17 protein-coding genes are annotated in these 19,869 nt (G+C 59.6%); 8 read left to right on the top strand and 9 right to left on the bottom strand.

Features of this window, described 5'->3' with window-relative positions; all coding sequences use genetic code 11:
• Positions 1-129 precede the first annotated feature (129 nt).
• A complete protein-coding gene (gene guaB / locus DKK66_RS02670) occupies positions 130-1,593 on the top strand; it encodes an IMP dehydrogenase (protein WP_045845691.1) in 1,464 nt (487 codons plus the stop codon).
• Positions 1,594-1,673: 80 nt separating this feature from the next.
• On the opposite strand, the gene DKK66_RS02675 is transcribed toward guaB, so the two are convergent.
• Positions 1,674-2,159, bottom strand: a complete 486-nt coding sequence (locus tag DKK66_RS02675; protein ID WP_131355315.1) for a GyrI-like domain-containing protein — start codon at positions 2,157-2,159, stop codon at positions 1,674-1,676.
• Positions 2,160-2,419: 260 nt separating this feature from the next.
• Here DKK66_RS02675 and DKK66_RS02680 point away from each other — a divergent pair, with 260 nt between their 5' ends.
• Both DKK66_RS02680 and DKK66_RS02685 read left to right on the top strand, forming a co-directional pair.
• Complete coding sequence (locus DKK66_RS02680; protein ID WP_131355318.1) at positions 2,420-3,292, top strand: alpha/beta fold hydrolase; 873 nt, start codon at positions 2,420-2,422, stop codon at positions 3,290-3,292.
• 141 nt (positions 3,293-3,433) lie between these two features.
• Complete coding sequence (locus tag DKK66_RS02685) at positions 3,434-4,291, top strand: HDOD domain-containing protein (RefSeq protein ID WP_131355321.1); 858 nt, start codon at positions 3,434-3,436, stop codon at positions 4,289-4,291.
• Between the two features lie 69 nt (positions 4,292-4,360).
• On the opposite strand, the gene DKK66_RS02690 is transcribed toward DKK66_RS02685, so the two are convergent.
• The 8 genes from DKK66_RS02690 to ilvD form a co-directional block, all read right to left on the bottom strand.
• On the bottom strand, positions 4,361-5,851 hold the full coding sequence (locus DKK66_RS02690; RefSeq protein WP_131355324.1) for a carboxypeptidase M32: 1,491 nt from the start codon (positions 5,849-5,851) through the stop codon (positions 4,361-4,363).
• Between the two features lie 85 nt (positions 5,852-5,936).
• Positions 5,937-6,638 carry a hypothetical protein gene (locus DKK66_RS02695; RefSeq protein WP_207389842.1) on the bottom strand — a complete coding sequence of 234 codons (702 nt, stop codon included), beginning with the start codon at positions 6,636-6,638 and terminating at the stop codon, positions 5,937-5,939.
• Between the two features lie 165 nt (positions 6,639-6,803).
• Positions 6,804-7,910, bottom strand: coding sequence for a bifunctional diaminohydroxyphosphoribosylaminopyrimidine deaminase/5-amino-6-(5-phosphoribosylamino)uracil reductase RibD (ribD, locus tag DKK66_RS02700; protein WP_131360813.1), 1,107 nt, complete (start codon positions 7,908-7,910; stop codon positions 6,804-6,806).
• Between the two features lie 105 nt (positions 7,911-8,015).
• Entirely contained in the window at positions 8,016-8,474 is a 459-nt protein-coding gene (gene nrdR, locus DKK66_RS02705; RefSeq protein WP_045845686.1) for a transcriptional regulator NrdR, read from the bottom strand.
• 147 nt (positions 8,475-8,621) lie between these two features.
• Entirely contained in the window at positions 8,622-9,869 is a 1,248-nt protein-coding gene (gene glyA, locus DKK66_RS02710) for a serine hydroxymethyltransferase (RefSeq protein ID WP_045845685.1), read from the bottom strand.
• A gap of 120 nt (positions 9,870-9,989) precedes the next feature.
• Positions 9,990-11,093, bottom strand: coding sequence for a hypothetical protein (locus DKK66_RS02715; RefSeq protein WP_131355327.1), 1,104 nt, complete (start codon positions 11,091-11,093; stop codon positions 9,990-9,992).
• Positions 11,094-11,847: 754 nt separating this feature from the next.
• Positions 11,848-12,486: a glutathione transferase gene (yfcF, locus tag DKK66_RS02720; protein ID WP_131355331.1), complete on the bottom strand. Its 639-nt coding sequence runs from the start codon at positions 12,484-12,486 to the stop codon at positions 11,848-11,850.
• 118 nt (positions 12,487-12,604) lie between these two features.
• On the bottom strand, positions 12,605-14,458 hold the full coding sequence (gene ilvD, locus DKK66_RS02725; RefSeq protein WP_062786133.1) for a dihydroxy-acid dehydratase: 1,854 nt from the start codon (positions 14,456-14,458) through the stop codon (positions 12,605-12,607).
• Positions 14,459-14,656: 198 nt separating this feature from the next.
• Between ilvD and lgt the strand changes: the two genes are divergently transcribed.
• From lgt to DKK66_RS02750, 5 genes are all read left to right on the top strand, one after another.
• On the top strand, positions 14,657-15,508 hold the full coding sequence (gene lgt / locus DKK66_RS02730) for a prolipoprotein diacylglyceryl transferase (protein WP_131355334.1): 852 nt from the start codon (positions 14,657-14,659) through the stop codon (positions 15,506-15,508).
• A 130-nt stretch (positions 15,509-15,638) separates the two neighbouring features.
• Positions 15,639-16,487, top strand: coding sequence for a putative selenate ABC transporter substrate-binding protein (locus DKK66_RS02735; protein ID WP_062786139.1), 849 nt, complete (start codon positions 15,639-15,641; stop codon positions 16,485-16,487).
• The gene (locus tag DKK66_RS02740) at positions 16,484-17,281 is read left to right on the top strand and encodes a phosphonate ABC transporter ATP-binding protein (protein ID WP_131355337.1); all 798 of its coding nucleotides are present in this window, start codon (positions 16,484-16,486) and stop codon (positions 17,279-17,281) included. Before DKK66_RS02735 ends, DKK66_RS02740 begins: the two co-directional genes overlap by 4 nt.
• Entirely contained in the window at positions 17,275-18,843 is a 1,569-nt protein-coding gene (phnE, locus tag DKK66_RS02745; protein WP_242673559.1) for a phosphonate ABC transporter, permease protein PhnE, read from the top strand. Before DKK66_RS02740 ends, phnE begins: the two co-directional genes overlap by 7 nt.
• Before the next feature lie 166 nt (positions 18,844-19,009).
• Entirely contained in the window at positions 19,010-19,816 is an 807-nt protein-coding gene (locus DKK66_RS02750) for an ABC transporter substrate-binding protein (RefSeq protein WP_131355340.1), read from the top strand.
• The last annotated feature ends 53 nt before the right edge of the window (positions 19,817-19,869 follow it).

Consider the following 19,869-nt stretch of genomic DNA (forward strand, 5'->3'; position numbering starts at 1 on the left):
TGGTGTCCTAAGCTGAAACATGCTGATTGTACGGTGTAGGCAGGCTGATCGCAAAAGCAAGCATCAGCATTTTTTGCAACACATCAACAGTCTCGGTATAATGCCGCTTTGCCGCAAAGGAAACGCCAGATGCGTATCATCGAGAAAGCCTATACTTTCGACGACGTTCTCCTCGTCCCGGCCCATTCTGAAGTTCTGCCGCGCGACGTAGTCCTCTCTACCAAACTCACCCGCAATATCACGCTGAACCTGCCTCTGGTTTCTGCCGCCATGGATACGGTTACCGAATCCTCGCTGGCCATTGCCATGGCACAGGAAGGCGGCATTGGCATCATTCACAAGAATATGTCGGCCGACAAGCAAGCTGCGGAAGTGTCCAAGGTAAAACGCCACGAAAGCGGCGTGGTCAAAGACCCGATCACCATTGCCCCGGACATGCTGGTGCGCGATCTGGTCCTGCTGACCCGCCAACACAAGATTTCCGGCCTGCCGGTGATCGAAAACGGCAAGGTTGTTGGCATTGTCACCAACCGTGACCTGCGTTTCGAAACCCGTCTGGAGCAAACCGTCGGTTCCATCATGACGCCGCGTGATCGCCTGATCACCGTGAAGGAAGGCGCCAGCATCGACGAAGCCCGCGAACTGATGCACACCCACCGCTTGGAGCGCGTGCTGGTGATCAACGATCAGTGGGAGCTGAAGGGTCTGATTACTGTCAAGGATATCGTCAAGACCAGCGAACACCCGAACGCCAACAAGGATAGCCAAGGCCGTCTGCGTGTAGGTGCTGCCGTAGGTACTGGTGGTGATACCGAACAGCGTGTGGCCGCACTGGTGGCAGCCGGCGTGGATGTAATCGTGGTGGATACCGCGCATGGCCACAGCCAGGGCGTGATCGAACGCGTGCGCTGGGTAAAGCAAACCTACCCGCAAGTCGATGTGATTGGCGGCAATATTGCTACCGCTGCTGCGGCTCGCGCCCTGGTGGAAGCCGGTGCCGATGGCGTGAAAGTGGGTATTGGCCCGGGTTCCATCTGCACCACCCGTATCGTGGCCGGTGTGGGCGTGCCGCAACTGACCGCCATTCACAATGTTTCCGAAGAACTGAAAGGCACTGGCGTGCCGATGATCGCCGACGGCGGCATCCGCTTCTCCGGCGACATCTCCAAGGCACTGGCTGCCGGTGGCAACTGCGTGATGCTGGGCGGCATGTTTGCCGGTACCGAAGAAGCACCGGGTGAAGTCGAGCTGTATCAGGGCCGTTCCTACAAGTCCTACCGCGGTATGGGCTCGCTGGGTGCCATGAGCCAGGGTTCGGCTGACCGTTACTTCCAGGACAGCTCCAACGCTGCCGACAAGTTCGTACCGGAAGGTATTGAAGGTCGCGTACCGTACAAGGGCCCGATCGCTGCCGTGATCCATCAGCTGATGGGCGGCCTGCGCTCCTCCATGGGTTACCTGGGCTGCGCCAACATCGATGAAATGCATGAAAAAGCCGGCTTTGTGGAAATCACCTCCGCCGGTATGCAGGAATCGCATGTACACGACGTACAAATCACCAAGGAAGCGCCGAACTACCACGTTTCGCGTTAATCCTCGGTCACAGCCGGTCCCCGACCGGCTGACGAAGAAAAGCCCGCATTTAACGATGCGGGCTTTTTTGTGTCTGTTACTCAGGCCAAGGGCAGCAACAAGCGGGTACGCCACGCCTCCGGTGCCACATCATGCGGACCGATCAAGGCTTCATCCAGCAAGGGGCGTTGGCCAAACTGCTCGCCACTACCTGGCAGCCACTCTTGCAGCAACCAGTTCCATGCCGCTGCCAGACCCTGATACGGCCCCTGATACACAATGCTGGCATAGCGCCCTGCCGCCAGCTCGCCATAGACAAAGCCCAGTTCTTGCACTTCGGCAGCAGTCAGTGACAAAGCCGGGGGCGGCGTCAGGCAAGCCGCTGCACGCAATGCCTGCGGCGCCACCGTGGCAGGGTCATCCAGGTACTGCCCGAATGCGCGCACGGTTTGTGGACAAGCCGCATGCTGCTGCATCAGCGTACGCAAGGCAGCAAATGCAGCAGCAATGCCGGAATAAGGCCCCTGGTGCGGCTTCATCAGCACCGGCAGCGGCTGTTGGTAATGGATGATTTCTATCTGATACATGATGGGCTCCGGTTTAATCTTGCAAAGCCAACAGCAAACGGCTGCGCAGCTGGGTGGGCGACGTATTGTAAGGGGAGTTCAGATACTGCCCGCAGCACAGCATATTGGCTGGACTCCCAGCGGCTGCCTCCCACATGCAACATATCACCTTTCGAATGTCATGCTGGCCTGCATGCACCATGTCTCTTACGCCTCATGATGAGCCGGCACTGATTTTTCCGTACACTGATGCCCTGCCCATTCCTGCCGACTAGCCTGCCATGCAACCTGTTAAGCCCAGCCGTAGCGAATTCATCACATTGATCCGGCACCACTACCACCTGCGCCACTGGGGAGATCCTGCAGCCCCCTTGCTGGTCATGCTGCATGGCTGGATGGATAGTTCGGCCACTTTCCAGTTTCTGGTGGATGCCCTGCCCGGCAACTGGCATGTGGTGGCACCCGACTGGCGCGGCTTTGGCGACAGCGCCTGGAATACCGGTAGCTATTATTTCCCGGATTACCTGGCCGATCTGGATGCCTTGCTGGATCATCTCTCGCCCAATCAGCCCGTACACCTGCTGGGTCACAGCATGGGGGCGATGGTTGCCGGCATTTATGCTGGCGTTAGGCCAGCGCGCATCGCGCGGCTGTCACTGGTGGAAGGCTTTGGCCTGAATGCCACGCGTCCGGCTGAAGCCCCGGGCCGCTATGCCCGCTGGCTGCGCGAACGACAGGAGCCGCCCGTCTTCAATCCCCTGGACAGTCTGGAAAGTGTTGCGGCCAAACTGATTGAACGCAGCCCGAGGCTGGAACAGCCCGCAGCCCTGTGGCTGGCAGCCTCACTGACCCGTTGCAATGAACAGGGCGAGCTGGTTTATCGCGCAGACCCGCGCCATAAAATGGTTAACCCGGTGCTGTACCGGCTGGAAGAAGCCAAGAGTTGCTGGCAGCGCATTACCGCACCAGTGCAATGGGTGATTGGCGGGGCCCACTGGGACCACCCCATGGCCAAAGGGGTGAGAGATACCCTGCCGGAACGTCGCGCCTGCTTTGCCCGCTTGCAGGAAGATGTCATTGCCGATGCAGGCCATATGGTGCAGTGGGAACAGCCGAAGCGCCTGGCGCAGGTCATTCAGTCCTTCCTGCTTTAAGCTGTATCCAGCAACGTTTTCAGACCAGCATCAAACACGCTTGACCAGTGTCAAAATTGGCAAACAAGTGCACAAGATGGGCCTACATTGCGTAAGAAGGCTGATAAAATGAACGATAACCCTACACTCTAGTTGCCCAGCATGACGCCCTTGATCAGCACCGACGAACGCGACGAGCTCCTGAAAAACCTGGTTATCCCTCCCCGCCCGGATGTGCTGGACAAGCTGATGGGCTTGCGTCAGGACCCTGATATCACCCTGCAAAAGCTGGATGACATCATCAATGAAGACCCGGCGTTATGCGTGGCCATGCTCAAGGCTGCCAATACGCCCATTCTGGGTCGCGGCCGGCACATCACTTCGGTGCATCAGGCAATCAGCCTGCTGGGTATCAAGAATGTCATCAGTCTGGTAAGCGGCCTGGTATTGCGCACCCGGCTGACGGCGGAAACTCCGCCGGCACTGGAACAGTTCTGGGATGGCACCTTGCAGATTGCCATGATCAGCTCTGCCCTGTGTGACCGCATTGTCCACGTCACCGACGACTGCCGCAGCTTTGCCCTGTTTCACAACTGCGGCATGGCCATCATGCTGATGCGTTTCCCCAGCTACAGTCGCACGCTGCGCCTGGTGGAAATGGCCAGTGATGATCGTGTCGGACTGGTGGAACAGGAACTGCACGGTACCCGTCACGATGTGGTGGGTTATCTGGTGGCCCGCAGCTGGAACATGCCGGAAAACTTTGCCAAAGCCATCCTGATGCAGAATGACGATACGGTGATGGATACCAGCCCGGATGCACCACTGGACCACGATGGCCGCATGATGGTGGCAGTCACCCGTGCAGCACGCCATGTATGGCGCACCCTGACCCCTGGCAAGGAAGATGCCGGCTGGGATGCCCGCAAGGATGAGGTGCTCAATTACCTGGGCATGTCGGATGTGGAATTTGAAGACTGGGTGGATGCCATGCATCAGGAGCTGGCAGTCACGGCATGAATGCAGTGCCGCCCCAACAAAAAACCGCGTGTCAGACACGCGGTTTTTTTTATTGCTGATGACGAACAATCAGCCCAGGTAGCGGGCTTGCAAATGCGTACGGAAATAGTCCGGATTCAGCGTTTCCCCGCATGCACGGCTTACCAGTTCTGCGGTGGAATAACGGCTGGCCTGGCTCCAGATGTTCTGCTCCAGCCAGTCAAACACGGCACTCAGCTCACCGGCTGCAATGCGTTGATCCAGGTCCGGCATACTGCGGCGCATCACGGCAAAGTACTGCGCGGCGTACATCGCACCCAGTGTGTAGCTGGGGAAATAACCGAAACTGCCGTCCGTCCAGTGAATATCCTGCAGGCAGCCTTGACGGTAATTGCCACGGGTGTCCACGCCCAGATAACTTTGCATTTTTTCATCCCACAATGCCGGAATGTCTTCAGGCTCGATATCGCCTTCAATCAGCGCCTTCTCGATTTCATAGCGCAAGATGACATGGGCGGGATAGCACAACTCGTCGGCATCCACCCGGATGTAACCCGGATGCACCCGGCTGTAGAGCAAGGCCAGGTTGTCCGGAGCAAAGGCCGGCTGCGTGCCCAGATGCTCGCCGATCAACGGTGAAATCAGCGACAGGAAGGCCGGGTTACGGCCCAGTTGCATCTCGAAAGACAGGCTCTGGCTTTCATGGATGCCCATGGAGCGTGCACGTCCTACCGGCAGATGCAGCAAGTCGCGCGGCAAGCCCTGCTCGTAACGGGCATGCCCGGTTTCGTGGATGATGCCCATCAGGCTTTGCATGAAGTCATCTTCCCGGTAACGCGTGGTGATACGCACGTCTTCCGGCACGCCACCGCAGAAGGGATGCACGCTGACATCCAGCCGGCCGGCATCAAAGTCGAAACCCAGCAGACCCATCACAGCCAGGCCCAGTTGACGCTGCTGCTCCACCGGGAAGCTTCCTTGCGGCAGCAGCAGCTTCTCCTGCGCCTGCTTTTCCATGACCTGGGCAATCAGCCCCGGCAGCCAGCTTTTGACCGCAGCAAAGATGCGGTCGATATCGGCGCTTTGCATGCCCGGCTCGTACTTGTTCATCAGGGCATCGTAAGGCGTGCAGCCCTGGGCGGATGCCAGCAATTGCGCTTCCTGACGCGACAGCTTCACCACTTCGCGGAAGTTCTGCAAAAAGCCGGTCCAGTCATTGTTGGCACGCTGTTCACGCCAGGCATGTTCACAACGGGCACCAGCCAGCGCCTGGGCTTCCACCAGTTCGGCCGGCAACAGATTGGCCTGCTGCCACTCCCGGCGCATCTCGCGCAGGCTGGCTTGTTCGAATTCGGTTTTGGCTTCCTGCTCGGCCTGTTGCAGTTCTTGTGCCAGCGCGGGGTCGGTGAGGGTGGCATGCATCAGCACCTCCAGCTCGGCCTGTGCGGCTGCCCGCGCTTCATTGCCCTTGGCGGGCATCATGGTGGCTTGGTCCCAACCGGCGATGGCAGCCAGATGGGCATAACGGTGCAAACGGGTAAACCGGGTCAGCAAGGATGCATAAGCCGAGGATTGCGACATGCAAACTCCAATGGGTGGGCCGTGCAGCGCAGCCGTTTGTCAGGCGTGGTCTGCTGCTCCGGCAAGGTTGATGGTATGGCGCTCTTCAGTGCTGGCGGGTGGTATTACCCGGTTGCATCAGGCCTAGCGGTTGGGCAGCCTCTTCGGCAAGGTGAATCCGCTCATGCGCCGGCGGGAATGACAGCCAGTAATAGAAGTACTCCCGCGCCAGCTGGACAAAGGCTTTCTGGTTTTGCGCATCGCTCAGGTGCAGCAGCATGGCATCCACCACCATGCGGAAGCTGTCCGGACGATAGGGTTGGCCCGACAGCAGGAACAACATGGCTTTGAGCAGGTATTCCCGCTCCTGGATGTCCGCTTCGGGCATACCGTCTTCAAACAGCTTGCCCAGATAGATTTCCAGCGAGGGCGGGAAGGTATTGAAGCCTTGTTGCTGCATGCGTTCGAGCAGGGATGCCAGCGAATCGGCCATCTCCAGCCGTACATTGCGCGTGGTGAAGCCGGAGCGGGAGGTGATTTCCACCAGCTTTTTGACATCACCAAGCCAGAAATAATAATACTCGCGGGCACAGGTCAGGGCGGTCACCCGGTCTGCCACTTCGGAGTCGTTGACGAAACGCTCCACCACCCGGCGAAAGGATTGGGCGTCCCGCGACACGCCAAGCAGCAGCGGCAGCAAGCGGTCCAGCAACTGGCGGCGCTCTTGCAATACCTGCTCGCTGGCACCCTGGCGCAGGATCAGGCGCAAATAGGCATCCAGTGCCTGTTGCAGGGCTTCCCTGTCCATGGCTGGAAGTGCTGAGGCGTTCTCGGTCATTGGCATGTACTCGCAAGGTCGGCCTGTGCCGCTGCAGTCTTTCGTCACGCATGTGCGCCGTAAAGACCTGTTTCATTGTGGAACAGGATAAGGGCTTCGGCCAGACGATTTCTCCGCCGGCCTTAGCCCGGTCCTTCAAGGCTGGGCAAACGTCATGTTGATACGGATGTCGGCGCCAACCATGCGCACATCCTGAATCTTCACCTGCTGTTTGTCGGCCAGATCTTCCAGCGCAGGCCAGGCAAACAAGCCCTGTGCCGTACTGCCCACCAGCGCCGGGGCCAGGAACAGGATGGCTTCGTCCACCAGCCCGGCACGCACCAGTGCACCATTCAGCCCGGCACCTGCTTCAATCATGAGTTCATTGACACCACGTTCGGCCAGTCGTTGCATCAGCATGGGCAGATTGGCATGACCGGCATCTTCGGGCAGCACCATCAGTTCGGCACCGCGCTGCAAATACGGCTGATGCCGCAGCGGGTCGGCAATGCTGGTCACCAGCAAGGTATTGCCACCGTGGAAAATGCGCCGGTCCGGCGGGGTGACCAGACGGCTGTCCAGCACGACCCGCAGCGGCTGCTGCGGCAGAATGAAATCGCGCACGGTCAGTTGCGGATTATCCACCAGCACCGTACCGCTGCCGGTAAGGATGGCGCAGCTGCGCGCACGCAGCTTTTGCACATCGTGACGGGCGGCAGGGCCGGTAATCCATTGGCTTTTTCCGTTGAGCAATGCCGTTTTGCCATCCAGTGTGGCAGCAGCCTTGAGCGTCACCCACGGACGTTGCCGCTCCACCCGCGACAGAAAACCACGATGAACGCGGCGAGCCTCGGCTTCCAGCAGCCCTGCGGTGGCATCGATGCCGGCAGCACGCAGCATGGCCAGTCCGCGACCGGCAACCTCATGGTAAGGATCCACCATGGCAGCCACCACGCGTACCAGCCCTTCCCGGATCAGCCGTTCGGCACATGGTGGCGTCCGGCCATGATGACTGCATGGCTCCAGCGTGACATAGGCAGTTGCACCCCGCGGTGAATCACCACGCGCCAGACAGTCCTTGATGGCCTGGATTTCGGCATGATCGCCACCTACTTGCGAGGTGGCACCTTCACCAATTACCTGGCCATCGCGCACCAGTACACAACCTACTCCGGGATTAGGTGCCGCCCGACGGGTGGCGGACTCGGCCAGGCGTAGCGCCTGTTGCATGAATACATGGTCTTGCGGGGAAAACAACGACATCAACAAGCCTTCCAGCGGAATGAGAATGGCCACGTCTGACTGGCAGGCAGCGGCCGATGGCGTAAGCAAGCAAGCTGACCGGCAATGTAGCGGTCAGGCTGATAGTCAGTGATTGGACTTCTGGATTTCCTTGATGGCGTCGGAGAATTCGGAAATATCCTGAAAACTGCGATAAACCGAGGCAAAACGCACATAGGCTACCTTGTCCAGCTTGGCCAGTTCGTTCATCACCATTTCACCGATCTGCCGGCTGGACACTTCGCGCTCTCCCAGTTGCAGCAGGCGATGGCAGATACGGTCGATGGCATCATCCACCAGCGCAGTGGGAACCGGACGCTTGTGCAGCGCACGCAAGAAGCTGGTACGCACTTTCTCGATATCGAATTCGGAGCGATGGCCACCAGACTTGACCACCTGCGGCATGCGCACATCAGCAGTCTCGAATGTCGTGAAGCGCTTTTCGCAAGCCAGGCAACGACGACGACGACGGATGCTGGCTCCGTCTTCACTGACGCGGGAGTCGATGACCTGCGTATCGGCATTGCCACAGAAAGGACATTTCATGACGTGTCAATCCAGTGTGTTTGATATGGTCTGATGGTATCAGCAAAGGCCACACAGGTTAATGCCTGCAATCGTAAAGCAGCGCCTATTTGCTGCAGACAAGAAAAAAGGCAGCCCGTGGGCTGCCTTGTTGATGCATGCTGGCGCTTACTTGGCGTAAACCGGGAAGCGATGGCACAGCGCGGTAGCCTGTTCGGCCACACGTGCAATGGCTGCATCGTCGTTCGGGTTGTCCAGTACGTCAGCTACCAGGTTGGCCACCATCACGGCTTCGGCTTCCTTGAAACCGCGGGTGGTGATGGCCGGGGAGCCGATACGGATGCCGGAAGTCACGAACGGGCTTTCCGGATCATTCGGAATGGCGTTCTTGTTGACGGTGATGTGACCACGGCCCAGCAGCGCGTCGGCAGCCTTGCCGGTCAGGCCCTTGGGACGCAGGTCCACCAGGAAGACGTGGCTTTCGGTACGGCCGGAGATGATGCGCAGACCACGCTCGGCCAGGGTACGGGCCATGGCGTCGGCGTTCTTCAGCACTTGTTCCTGATAAATCTTGAATTCCGGTTGCAGCGCTTCCTTGAAAGCAATGGCCTTGCCGGCAATCACGTGCATCAGCGGGCCGCCCTGCAGGGTGGGGAATACATTGCTGTTGATGCTCTTTTCGAACTCGGCCTTGGCCAGGATGATGCCGCCACGCGGACCACGCAGGGTCTTGTGGGTGGTGGAGGTCACGAAGTCGGCATGCGGCACCGGGTTCGGATATACACCAGCGGCGATCAGACCGGCGTAGTGCGCCATGTCGACCATGAAGTAAGCACCGCACTTCTTGGCGATCTGGCCCATGCGTTCGAAGTCGAAGCGCAGCGCGTAAGCGGATGCACCACCGATGATCAGCTTGGGCTTGGTTTCCATCGCTACGCGTTCCATGTCGTCGTAGTCGATTTCTTCCTTTTCGTTCAGACCGTAGGCCACGATGTTGAACATCTTGCCGGACAGGTTGGCCGGGGAACCGTGAGTCAGGTGACCACCGTGGCCCAGGTTCATGCCCATTACGGTGTCGCCCGGCTTCAGGATGGAGAAGTACACGGCCTGGTTGGCCTGGCTGCCGGAGTGCGGCTGCACGTTGGCATATTCGGCACCGAACAGTTGCTTCACGCGGTCGATCGCCAGTTGCTCGATCACGTCCACGTGTTCACAGCCACCGTAGAAACGCTTGGCCGGGTAGCCTTCAGCGTACTTGTTGGTCAGCTGGGAGCCCTGGGCTTCCATCACTGCGGGGCTGGTATAGTTTTCGGAAGCGATCAGTTCAATATGATCTTCCTGGCGTTGGCACTCGGCCTTGATAGCGGCGGCCAGTTCCGGGTCGAACTTGGCAATCGTCTGGTCAGCTGCAAACATCTTTGACTCTTCCATCAAAGGGTTAACGATGAGGCCATTCTACACGAATCGCCCGGTGGAAAATTTTCACATAAAGCTATTTTGGCAGTATCCGCAAACGCGCTACGCCATGGTTGTCCTTTATTGCCCGCTCAGCTGCGGCAGGTCGTCAGCGGTAAAGAATAGCGGTATTCCGTCACGGTTTTCCGGGTAAACCTCGGCCAGCACATGCACATCGCGAACCCGGCATTCAGCCATCAGTTCACGGAAATTCGATTCAATCAGTGCCACATTGTCCATGGCAGCCAGCGGCCAGACAAAAGCCTCCCAGTTACGCTCGTCGCCTTCTGCCGACAGGGTGATGTGCAACTCACCGTTGTCATGGGAGGACAGAATGGCCACCGGGTCTTTCGACAGCTCGCGCAGGCGGCGGATCTGACTGCTGGCAAACACCTGCAAGGCCACCTCGAAGCGGGCGAAATTGCCAGCCACCAGGGCCTGCATCACCGGCAAGGGCGGACGGGCAATCGGGAACAGCGTCACTCCATCGGTGTGCAATTGTTCGCCCAGGAATTTCATCAGCGGCATGCCCCAGGCACCGACGGCACCACCCAGCTTTACCGGGACCGCATCGCCTTCCGGCTGGATGGCGACACCCAGCAGGTAGCGCAGGAACACGCCCTCTTCTTTCAGGGTAATGGCGGCACCGTTCAGTGCTTCGCCAACACCATCAGCCGCGCTGGTCAAATCACGGGTCAGGCGGTACAGCCTGGCCGCATCCATCGCCACTACCGTGTCCGGATGCAGCAATTGACCAAACACGCGGACATCGCCATCCGAGCTGATGACACCGTGTTGGCGCAGCAACGCGTTCAAACCGTCTTCATCCGCAATGGCGGCAGGCAGCGTTGCCTGGTTCTTGCTACCGGCCACCAGCACCAGCGGCAAGGCAAACACATGTGCACAGCGCCCGTCCGGCTGCTCGACTGCGGCCCGCAATGCATCCCAGACAATCTTATAAGTGTCCTGTGACGGCACCATCGCCAAAGCGACCGAAATGGAGAGCAATTCGCCACGTTGCAGCATTTGCGCCATGGCATCGCGGATGGCGACAAACCACATCTCACGATCCGCTTCTGTCGTTGCGTTCTGCACCGACAGCGCGTTGTGGATCAGCATATTGGTCAGCGATACCTGCGGGTGGTATTGGCGCGGGTCCGGGAGAGTGAGAAGCGGCTGCGACATCTTGTCATCCTGCTGAAATCGGGAAAGGCGATATTGTCGCACAGTCAGCCGCTGACGGCTCATCAAGCAAGCGCTTGACTTTCAATTTAAAACATAAGAATGTGCTAATTTGCGACAAAAATGGATGTTTTTTCGTTTTCCGAAAATTCAGATGTTGACACTCGCACACGGCATCTGGATAATCCGTACTCGTTGAGATGCAGCAATTGCTTCTTGATAGTTTCTCCTCTATTTCTCCTTTGTAGACTTGGCGCGGGCCTCACGGCACCGCGCATTTTTTTTGCCTACGCGCACCAAACCCCCTTCAAACAATGCTGTAACACAATGTTATTAAAGATTTTTTACGAAACAGCATAATAAATCCGCCTTGCCACAAGCACAGCCCAAGCTGCAACATCCCCCACAACAGCCCTCCGGAACGCCGTCAGCACGCTATCGCTGGACAGCCCGATTCATGCCAATGGGAAATGTTCGAATGTGATTAATTGCAGCGCAATTAGCACTTATATATTGTATACAAGTTCAAATTGTGACAAAAAAGAAAAACCGAACATGCGGAAATGTTCGGTCTTGCAGGAAGAGCAAGAAGACGTAGCGCCAGAACACGCTACCAATCAGGGAATCCGGTGCGCTTGCGTGACCGGAAATGATGTGACTTGGCGCCGAATTTTAAGTTCACCGCCCAAGAAAAATCTTATCCTGGATCAAACAGGGTTGTGGCAAATACCCGACAGTTTTACTTGGTCTTCACCACTCATGACAAGGCAGGCCGTGACAGACCCAGCCAGGCCTGCACGGATGGCCGTTGCCATTGCAAGGCAGCGTAATCTGCCAGTCGCTGCGGCATGGGGTCGCCATTCAGGCGCAAACGGTTGAGCATCAGTGCCAGATCGACATCGACAATGCTCCACTCTCCAAACAGGGTGTCCGAACCCGGCGGCAGGATCTGCTCGGCCACGCGTAGCAATTTGTGCGCCGCGCGCTGCGCAGCGTCAGACAAGGGGTGTGCGACTGGCCGGTAGAACACCACCAGCGTGTCACGCTCCTCACGCAGAGGCAGCAGATCGCTGCGCAGCCAGGCCTGGATTTGCCGCGCCCGCCCCCGGGCCTGTGCTGACTGCGGATACAGCGCAGGGCCGGGAAACAACTCTTCCAGATATTCGGTAATGGCAGAGGACTCGCTCAGCACGAAATCGCCATGCTGCAAGGCAGGCACACGTGCAGTCAGCGAACTGAGCGCATAAGCCGGTGCATGATTGGCCCCGCTGTCCAGATTCAGTGTCGACAGGGTGAAGGGCAACTGCTTCTCCTGCAGCGCCACATACACCGACATGGCATAGGGACTGCAATACTGGGCATCGACGGTCAGGTGCAGTTTGGTCGTACAGGTCATCAGTGACTCACTTTCTACGGTTCAATCAGTCGGGCTTGCCATTGATTACGCGGGCAGGAACAAGCATAAAAAACGGCAGCCGCAGCTGCCGTTGTTACCGATTCAGCGGACAGCCCGCTTATTTTTCCACCTGGGTCACATCACGCACCGCACCGGTATCGGCACTGGTGGTCATGGCCGCGTAGGCACGCAGGGCGGCGCTGACCGGGCGCTGGCGATCCACCGGCTTCCAGGCGTCACGGCCACGTGCTTCCATGGCGGCGCGTCGGGCAGCCAGTGCCTCGTCGCTGATGGCCAGACGAATACCGCGGTTGGGGATGTCGATCTCGATGGTGTCACCCTCTTCCACCAGACCAATTGCACCGCCTTCGGCTGCTTCCGGCGACACGTGGCCGATGGACAGGCCGGAAGTACCACCGGAGAAACGGCCATCGGTCAGCAGCGCGCAGGCCTTGCCCAAGCCCTTGGACTTGAGATAGCTGGTGGGGTAAAGCATTTCCTGCATGCCGGGGCCGCCCTTGGGGCCTTCGTAGCGGATGACCACCACGTCGCCAGCTACAATCTTGTCGTCCAGGATGGCAGCAACAGCGTCGTCCTGACTTTCGAAGATGCGGGCACGGCCGGTGAACTTGAGGATGGAGTCATCCACACCAGCGGTTTTCACGATGCAGCCACGCTCGGCGATATTGCCGTACAGCACGGCCAGGCCACCATCCTGCGAGTAGGCATTGGCCTTGTCGCGGATGCAGCCACCGGCACGGTCGTCATCCACATTCGGATAACGCATGGATTGCGAGAAAGCGATGGTGGTGGGCACGCCGCCCGGTGCCGCGCGGTAGAAGCGGCGGGCTTCACTGTCTTCGCCATGGCGCATGATGTCCCAGGCTTCCAGACCCTCGGCCAGCGTCTTGCTGTGGATGGTGGGCACATCGCGGTGGATCAGGCCGGCACGGTCCAGTTCGGACAGGATGGCCACCACGCCACCGGCGCGGTGCACGTCTTCCATATGGTATTTCTGCGTGGCCGGGGCCACCTTGGACAGGCAGGGAACCGAACGCGAGATGCGGTCGATGTCGGCCATCTTGAAGTCGACACCGGCTTCGCTGGCAGCAGCCAGCAGGTGCAGCACGGTATTGGTGGAGCCGCCCATGGCCACGTCCAGGCTCATGGCGTTTTCAAAAGCCTGCTTGGTGCCGATGGCGCGCGGCAGCACGCTGGCGTCGTCCTGTTCGTAATAACGCTTGGTAATGTCAACGATCAGGCGGCCGGCACGCAGGAACAGTTCCTTGCGGTCGGCATGGGTAGCCACCAGGCTGCCGTTGCCCGGCAGCGACAGGCCCAGGGCTTCGGTCAGACAGTTCATCGAATTGGCGGTGAACATGCCGGAGCAGGAGCCGCAAGTCGGACAGGCCGAACGCTCAACGCGCTCCACGTCTTCATTGGAAATGGCGCTGTTGGCGGCTTCCACCATGGCGTCCACCAGGTCGAGCTTGCGGATGTCGTTGCCCCATTGCACCTTGCCCGCTTCCATCGGGCCACCGGAAACAAAAATCACCGGAATGTTCAGGCGCATCGCGGCCATCAGCATACCGGGAGTAATCTTGTCGCAGTTGGAGATGCACACCAGCGCGTCGGCACAGTGGGCATTCACCATGTATTCCACGCTGTCGGCAATCAGGTCGCGGCTGGGCAGGCTGTACAGCATGCCGCCGTGGCCCATGGCGATGCCGTCATCGATGGCGATGGTGTTGAATTCCTTGGCCACACCGCCGGCGCGTTCGATTTCACGTGCAACCAGCTGCCCCATATTGTGCAGATGGACATGGCCGGGCACGAACTGGGTAAAGCTGTTGGCAATGGCGATGATGGGCTTGCCAAAATCCTCGTCTTTCATGCCGGTAGCACGCCACAGGGCACGGGCACCCGCCATGTTGCGACCGGCGGTGGAGGTTTTGGAACGGTATTGGGGCATGTCTTGTTTCCTTGATGATCAGATGCTTGCAGAGCGCATTGCCACTGACCGCGCCTGTGTTGCAGGCAGGTCTGCCCTCTCCGGGGTGCCGCGGGATCGGGCTGGCCGCAATCTGTCATGGTAATGACAGGACGCGGCGGAACGCATTCCGTATAATTTCGTCCATATTCTTTTACCGCAAACGCACCCACCTGACAAATGATCGTTCATCCGCAGTTCGACCCCGTTGCCATTCACCTGGGCCCGCTGGCCATTCACTGGTATGGCCTGATGTACCTGCTGGGCTTTGGCCTGTTCCTGCTTCTGGGCAATGTCCGTATCCGCCAGGGCCATGCTTTCCTTACTTCCAAGCTGCTGGACGACTTGCTGATGTATGGCGTGCTTGGCGTGGTGATTGGCGGACGCCTGGGTGAAGTGCTGTTTTACGAGCCCGGCTACTACTTCAGCCATCCGGCGGAAATCTTCATGGTATGGAAGGGTGGCATGTCCTTCCATGGCGGTTTCCTGGGTGTGCTGGTAGGCATGGCCTTGTTTGCCCGCAAGCAGCAGCGCAGCTTCTGGGAGCTGACCGACTTCATCGCCCCGCTGGTGCCGCTTGGCCTGGCCGCCGGGCGTATCGGCAACTTCATCAATGGCGAGCTGTGGGGCCGCGTGGCCAGCCCCGATCTGCCGTGGGCCATGCTGTTCCCCCAGGCGCGGGCCAATGATCTGGTCGAGGGTCAGACCTCGTCCGACCTGCTGAACATGCTGATGCAGTACGGGGCACTGCCGCGTCACCCTTCCCAGCTGTATGAATTTTTGCTGGAAGGCATCGCCCTGTTCGCTGTGCTGTGGATTTACAGCAGCAAGCCGCGCGCGCGCGGGCAGGTGTCGGCGGTATTCCTGATCGGTTATGGTCTGGCGCGCTTCATCAGCGAGTTTTTCCGCAATCCGGATGCCGGCATCTTCGGCCACTCCTACATCATCAGCATGGGTCAGTGGCTGAGCCTGCCGATGATTGTCATTGGCGTGGTGTTGCTGGTCTTGTTCGGCAAACGCCAGCAGCGCTAGGCTATACTTGGCTCTGGCAGCCTTTTGCCTGCCACTGCGGTTTATCAATAAAGCCAGTCATGAAGCCAATCATCGACTGGCTTTTATTTGTCCTGCGGCCTTTTGCCCGCACAGATAAGGAATACCAGGCATGAAAACCCTCAAGCTCTCGCTGGCCACCGCCTTGCTAGCCATCTCTGCACTGGCCTCGGCCGAAGAGGCCGTACTGAAAGTCTCCGCCATTCCGGATGAAGCCCCGACCGAGTTGCAGCGCAAGTTTGCCCCGCTAGGCCAGTATCTGGAAAAGCAGCTGGGAATGAAGGTGCAGTTTGTGCCGGTGACCGACTATGCCGCCGTGGTGACCGCGCTCAATAGCGACAAGATCGACATGGCCTGGCTGGGCGGCTTTACCTTTGTGCAGGCCAGCCTGCATGGCAAGGTGGTGCCGCTGGTACAGCGTGAGGAGGACAGCAGGTTTACCTCCAAATTCATCGTCAATGCCGCCGTGGGCGCCAAGTCGCTGAAAGACCTGAAAGGCAAGAGCTTTGCCTTCGGCTCGGCCTCTTCCACCTCCGGCCACCTGATGCCGCGCTACTTCCTGCAAAAGGAAGGCATCAAACCGGAAACCTTCTTCAAGAATGTGGCTTATTCCGGCGCGCATGACGCCACCGTGGCCTGGGTGGCTTCCGGCAAGGTGGACGCCGGTGCGCTCAATGCCTCGGTATGGGACAAGCTGGTGGAAAGCGGCAAAGTGGACAGCAGCAAGGTGAAACTGCTGGCCACCAGCCCGGCCTTCTACGACTACAACTGGACAGTGCGCGGCAATCTGGACAAGAAACTGCAAGAACGCATCAGCGCCGCCTTCCTCAAGCTGGACCCGAAAAATCCGCAGGACAAGGCCATTCTGGACTTGCAACGCGCCAGCCGTTTCATTCCCACCAAGGCGGATAACTACAAGGGCATCGAGTCCGCAGCTGAAGCGGCAGGCCTGCTCAAGTGAGCCTGCTGTTTGACAACGCCAGCCTGGAACTGGCTGGCAGCAACATTCTGCGTGACATCCGGCTGGAGCTGGCCAGCGGCGAACAGGCGGCCTTGATCGGCCCTTCCGGGGCGGGCAAAACCTCGCTGTTGCTGCTGGCAGCCACCCGCTACCGCCCAAGCAGCGGCAGCATGACTGTGCTGGGCGACAACCCCTGGCATTTGTCGGCACGCTGGCTGCGCCGTTTGCGCAGCCGCATCGGCATGGTTTACCAGTCGCCGCCGCTCCCCGCCCGGCAAAGGGTGATCCACGCGGTGGCAGCCGGACGGCTGGGGCAATCCGGCGCACTGACCGGGCTGCGCCGCCTGTTGTGGCCTGATGATGGCGCCGCCATTCAGGATTGCCTGCAACAGGTGGATCTGGCCGACAAACTGTGGCAACGCTGCGACCAGCTTTCCGGCGGCCAGCGCCAGCGGGTCGGCATTGCCCGCGTGTTGTATCAACAACCCCGACTGCTGCTGGCTGACGAGCCGGTTTCGGCACTGGACCCCAGGCTGGCCGAAGACACCATCCGCCTGCTGCAAAGCTCCGCCTCCGCCAGTGGAGCAAGCCTGCTGGTGAGCCTGCATTCGGTAGAGCTGGCACTGGCCTATTTCCCGCGCATCATCGGTGTGCGTGATGGACAGATCATGTTCGACATGCCACGCGAGCAGGTACATCCCGGCGTGGTCAGCGCACTGTATGCCGGAGAAAGAATGCGTGAGCAGGTGGCTGACCGCCCGGCGGAAACCCTCACCCCCGGACTACGATGCTGAAACCCCACCCGCGCGACCCGGCACGCTGGCCGCGGCTGTTCACCCTGCTGCTGGGCCTGCTGTTGCTGGCACCCAGCTTCAGCCTGACCCAGTTCAATCCGGCCACGCTGGCCAACCCGGATAGCTGGCACACCATGGCCGGTTTTGTTGCCGGTTTCTTTCCGCTATCCACCCAGGGCAGTTTTCTGCTGGATGTGGCACGCGAAACCATCACCACGCTGGCCAGTGCCACGGCCGGTATTGCCTTGGCAATGCTGCTGGGCGCGCCACTGGCGTTTGTCACCACACGGGCACTGGAGCGCCATGTGCTGGCGGCTGAAGCAGCTTCTGCCAGCATGCTGCTGTTCAAATCCGCAGTGCGCGGTGTCATGGTCATCCTGCGCGGTATTCCGGAAATCGTCTGGGCACTGCTGTTTGTCCGGGCTGCGGGCTTGGGCAGCCTGCCGGCGGTGCTGGCCATCGGCCTGGCCTACGGCGGCATGCTGGGCAAGGTGTATGCCGAGATTCTGGAATCCCAGCCGCGCGAGCTGGCCACTGCCCTGCACTTGCAAGGCGCAAGCCGCTGGCAATGCCTGCTGTACGGCTTGTGGCCGCAAGCCCTGCCCGAGCTGGTGAGCTATAGCGTCTACCGCTGGGAATGCGCGATACGCGCCTCGGCGGTAATGGGTTTTGTCGGTGCCGGCGGGGTGGGCCAGTTGCTGGACACCAGCCTGAAAATGCTCAATGGCGGCGAGGTCAGCACCCTGTTACTGGTGTTCCTGCTGCTGGTGGGCCTGAGCGAAGGCATCAGCCTGTGCTCACGTCATGCGCTGGAACGTGCGCGTGGTGGGCTTTACCTGCTGGGCGGCGGCGTGCTGGCCGTAGTGGCCAGCGTGCTGTGGCTGCTGCCGGGCTGGCGCGACAGTGGCTTCGATCTTTCCGCCATCCCGCGTTTCATCCATGACTTTTTCCCGCCGGATGGCGACATGCTGGCCGAGCTGGTACACGGCACGCTGGAAACACTGGCCATGTCGGCACTGGGCACGGTGCTGGCTTTTGTCGTCGCAGCGGTGCTGGCGATGCCGGCCGCCGGGCGCTTTGGCAGTCTGCTCAAACTGGCCAGCCGCCTGTTGCTTAACCTGCTGCGCGGGGTGCCGGATTTGCTGTGGGCGTCGATAGCCGTACTGGCTGTCGGGCTGGGCCCAGCCGCCGGGGTGCTGGCACTGGCCTTGCACACCGCTGGCGTGCTGGGGCGGCTGTTTGCCGAGACGCTGGAAAATGCGGATCACACGCCAGAACTCGCCCTGCGCCAGTCGGGTGTCAGCCAAGTACTGGCCTTTGCCTACGGCCTGCTACCGACAGTATTCAGCCAATGGGTGGCCTATACCCTGTACCGCTGGGAAAACAATATCCGCATCGCCACGGTGCTGGGCATCGTCGGTGCCGGCGGACTGGGGCAGCAGCTTTATCTGGCCTTGTCGCTGTTCCAACAGCACAAGGCAGCCAGCCTGATCATTGCCATGCTGCTGTTGTCCTGGCTGGTGGAGCAGCTAAGCCGGGCCTGGCGACAGCATATGGCGTGAACAACTGGCCGCTACCTGCCCCACTCTAATTATTCCAAATTATGATAAAAAATTCGTTTTTAATCGTTTTACCTTCTTAACAGTCCAGCCTAGCATGGAGGCCATTCACAGCAGCACCTACCGGTACTGACTGTCATTGTCATCTCACTCCACAAGAGGCTTAGCCATGAAAACCCCTTCCCTGCTACTGGCGCTCACCCTGCTGGGCACTGCCGGCCATGCCCTGGCCGACCGTCTGGACGATATCAAGAAAGCTGGCGTACTGCGCGTGGCCGCCTTCGACAGCAACCCGCCGTTTGGTTTTCTGGATGCCAAAACCCACCAGATCAGCGGGCTGGATGTTGAAGTGGCCCAGGCCATTGCCAGCAAACTGAAAGTAAAACTGGAACTGGTGCCCACCAATCCGGCCAACCGCATTCCGCTGTTGGTGGCTGGCAAGGCCGACCTGGTTGCCGCCAACTTCACCGTGACCGAAGAACGCAAGAAGCAGGTGGACTTCAGCCTGCCCTACTTTGCTTCCGGTCAGCAGTTCATTGCCCGCAAAGGCAGCCTGAGCAAGCCGGAACAGCTGGCAGGCCTGCGTGTGGGCGTGGACAAGGGCACCACCCAGGAAATCTACCTGCGTGAGAAATACAGCAAGACCACCGTGGTGGCCTACGATGACACCCCGCTGGCCTTCACTGCACTGCGCAATGGCAATGTGCAGGCCATTTCGCAAGATGGCTCCAAGCTGGCCGCCCTGCTGGCCAATGCCCCGGACAAGGCCAAGTACGAGCTGGCTCCGTTCACCCTCACCCGCGAATACCAGGCCATCGGCCTGCCCAAGGGCGAGGCGCGCCTAACCAAGGTGGTAAACGAAACGCTGCTGGAACTGGAGAAATCCGGCCAGGCCCGCAAGATTTACGACCGCTGGTTCGGCCCCAGCACCAAGGCCCCGCTGCCGCGTGATTTCAAGATCGGCGACGCCGTCTGATTCTTGATGGCTACCTCAACCGGCCTGCGCCTCATCCGCACAGGCCGGTTTTC

It is taken from the genome of Aquitalea sp. USM4 (genome assembly GCF_004328945.1).
GTDB classification, from domain to species: Bacteria; Pseudomonadota; Gammaproteobacteria; order Burkholderiales; family Chromobacteriaceae; genus Aquitalea; species Aquitalea pelogenes.

Coding starts and splice junctions, on each gene's coding strand:
- DKK66_RS02680 (WP_131355318.1), top strand. CDS start 2,420: ATGCAACCTGTTAAGCCCAGCCGTAGCGAATTCATCACATTGATCCGG.
- yfcF (WP_131355331.1), bottom strand. CDS start 12,486: ATGACCTGTACGACCAAACTGCACCTGACCGTCGATGCCCAGTATTGC.
- ilvD (WP_062786133.1), bottom strand. CDS start 14,458: ATGCCCCAATACCGTTCCAAAACCTCCACCGCCGGTCGCAACATGGCG.
- DKK66_RS02695 (WP_207389842.1), bottom strand. CDS start 6,638: ATGGACAGGGAAGCCCTGCAACAGGCACTGGATGCCTATTTGCGCCTG.
- DKK66_RS02690 (WP_131355324.1), bottom strand. CDS start 5,851: ATGTCGCAATCCTCGGCTTATGCATCCTTGCTGACCCGGTTTACCCGT.
- lgt (WP_131355334.1), top strand. CDS start 14,657: ATGATCGTTCATCCGCAGTTCGACCCCGTTGCCATTCACCTGGGCCCG.
- DKK66_RS02715 (WP_131355327.1), bottom strand. CDS start 11,093: ATGTCGCAGCCGCTTCTCACTCTCCCGGACCCGCGCCAATACCACCCG.
- guaB (WP_045845691.1), top strand. CDS start 130: ATGCGTATCATCGAGAAAGCCTATACTTTCGACGACGTTCTCCTCGTC.
- ribD (WP_131360813.1), bottom strand. CDS start 7,910: ATGTCGTTGTTTTCCCCGCAAGACCATGTATTCATGCAACAGGCGCTA.
- phnE (WP_242673559.1), top strand. CDS start 17,275: ATGCTGAAACCCCACCCGCGCGACCCGGCACGCTGGCCGCGGCTGTTC.
- DKK66_RS02750 (WP_131355340.1), top strand. CDS start 19,010: ATGAAAACCCCTTCCCTGCTACTGGCGCTCACCCTGCTGGGCACTGCC.
- glyA (WP_045845685.1), bottom strand. CDS start 9,869: ATGTTTGCAGCTGACCAGACGATTGCCAAGTTCGACCCGGAACTGGCC.
- DKK66_RS02675 (WP_131355315.1), bottom strand. CDS start 2,159: ATGTATCAGATAGAAATCATCCATTACCAACAGCCGCTGCCGGTGCTG.
- DKK66_RS02685 (WP_131355321.1), top strand. CDS start 3,434: ATGACGCCCTTGATCAGCACCGACGAACGCGACGAGCTCCTGAAAAAC.
- DKK66_RS02735 (WP_062786139.1), top strand. CDS start 15,639: ATGAAAACCCTCAAGCTCTCGCTGGCCACCGCCTTGCTAGCCATCTCT.
- nrdR (WP_045845686.1), bottom strand. CDS start 8,474: ATGAAATGTCCTTTCTGTGGCAATGCCGATACGCAGGTCATCGACTCC.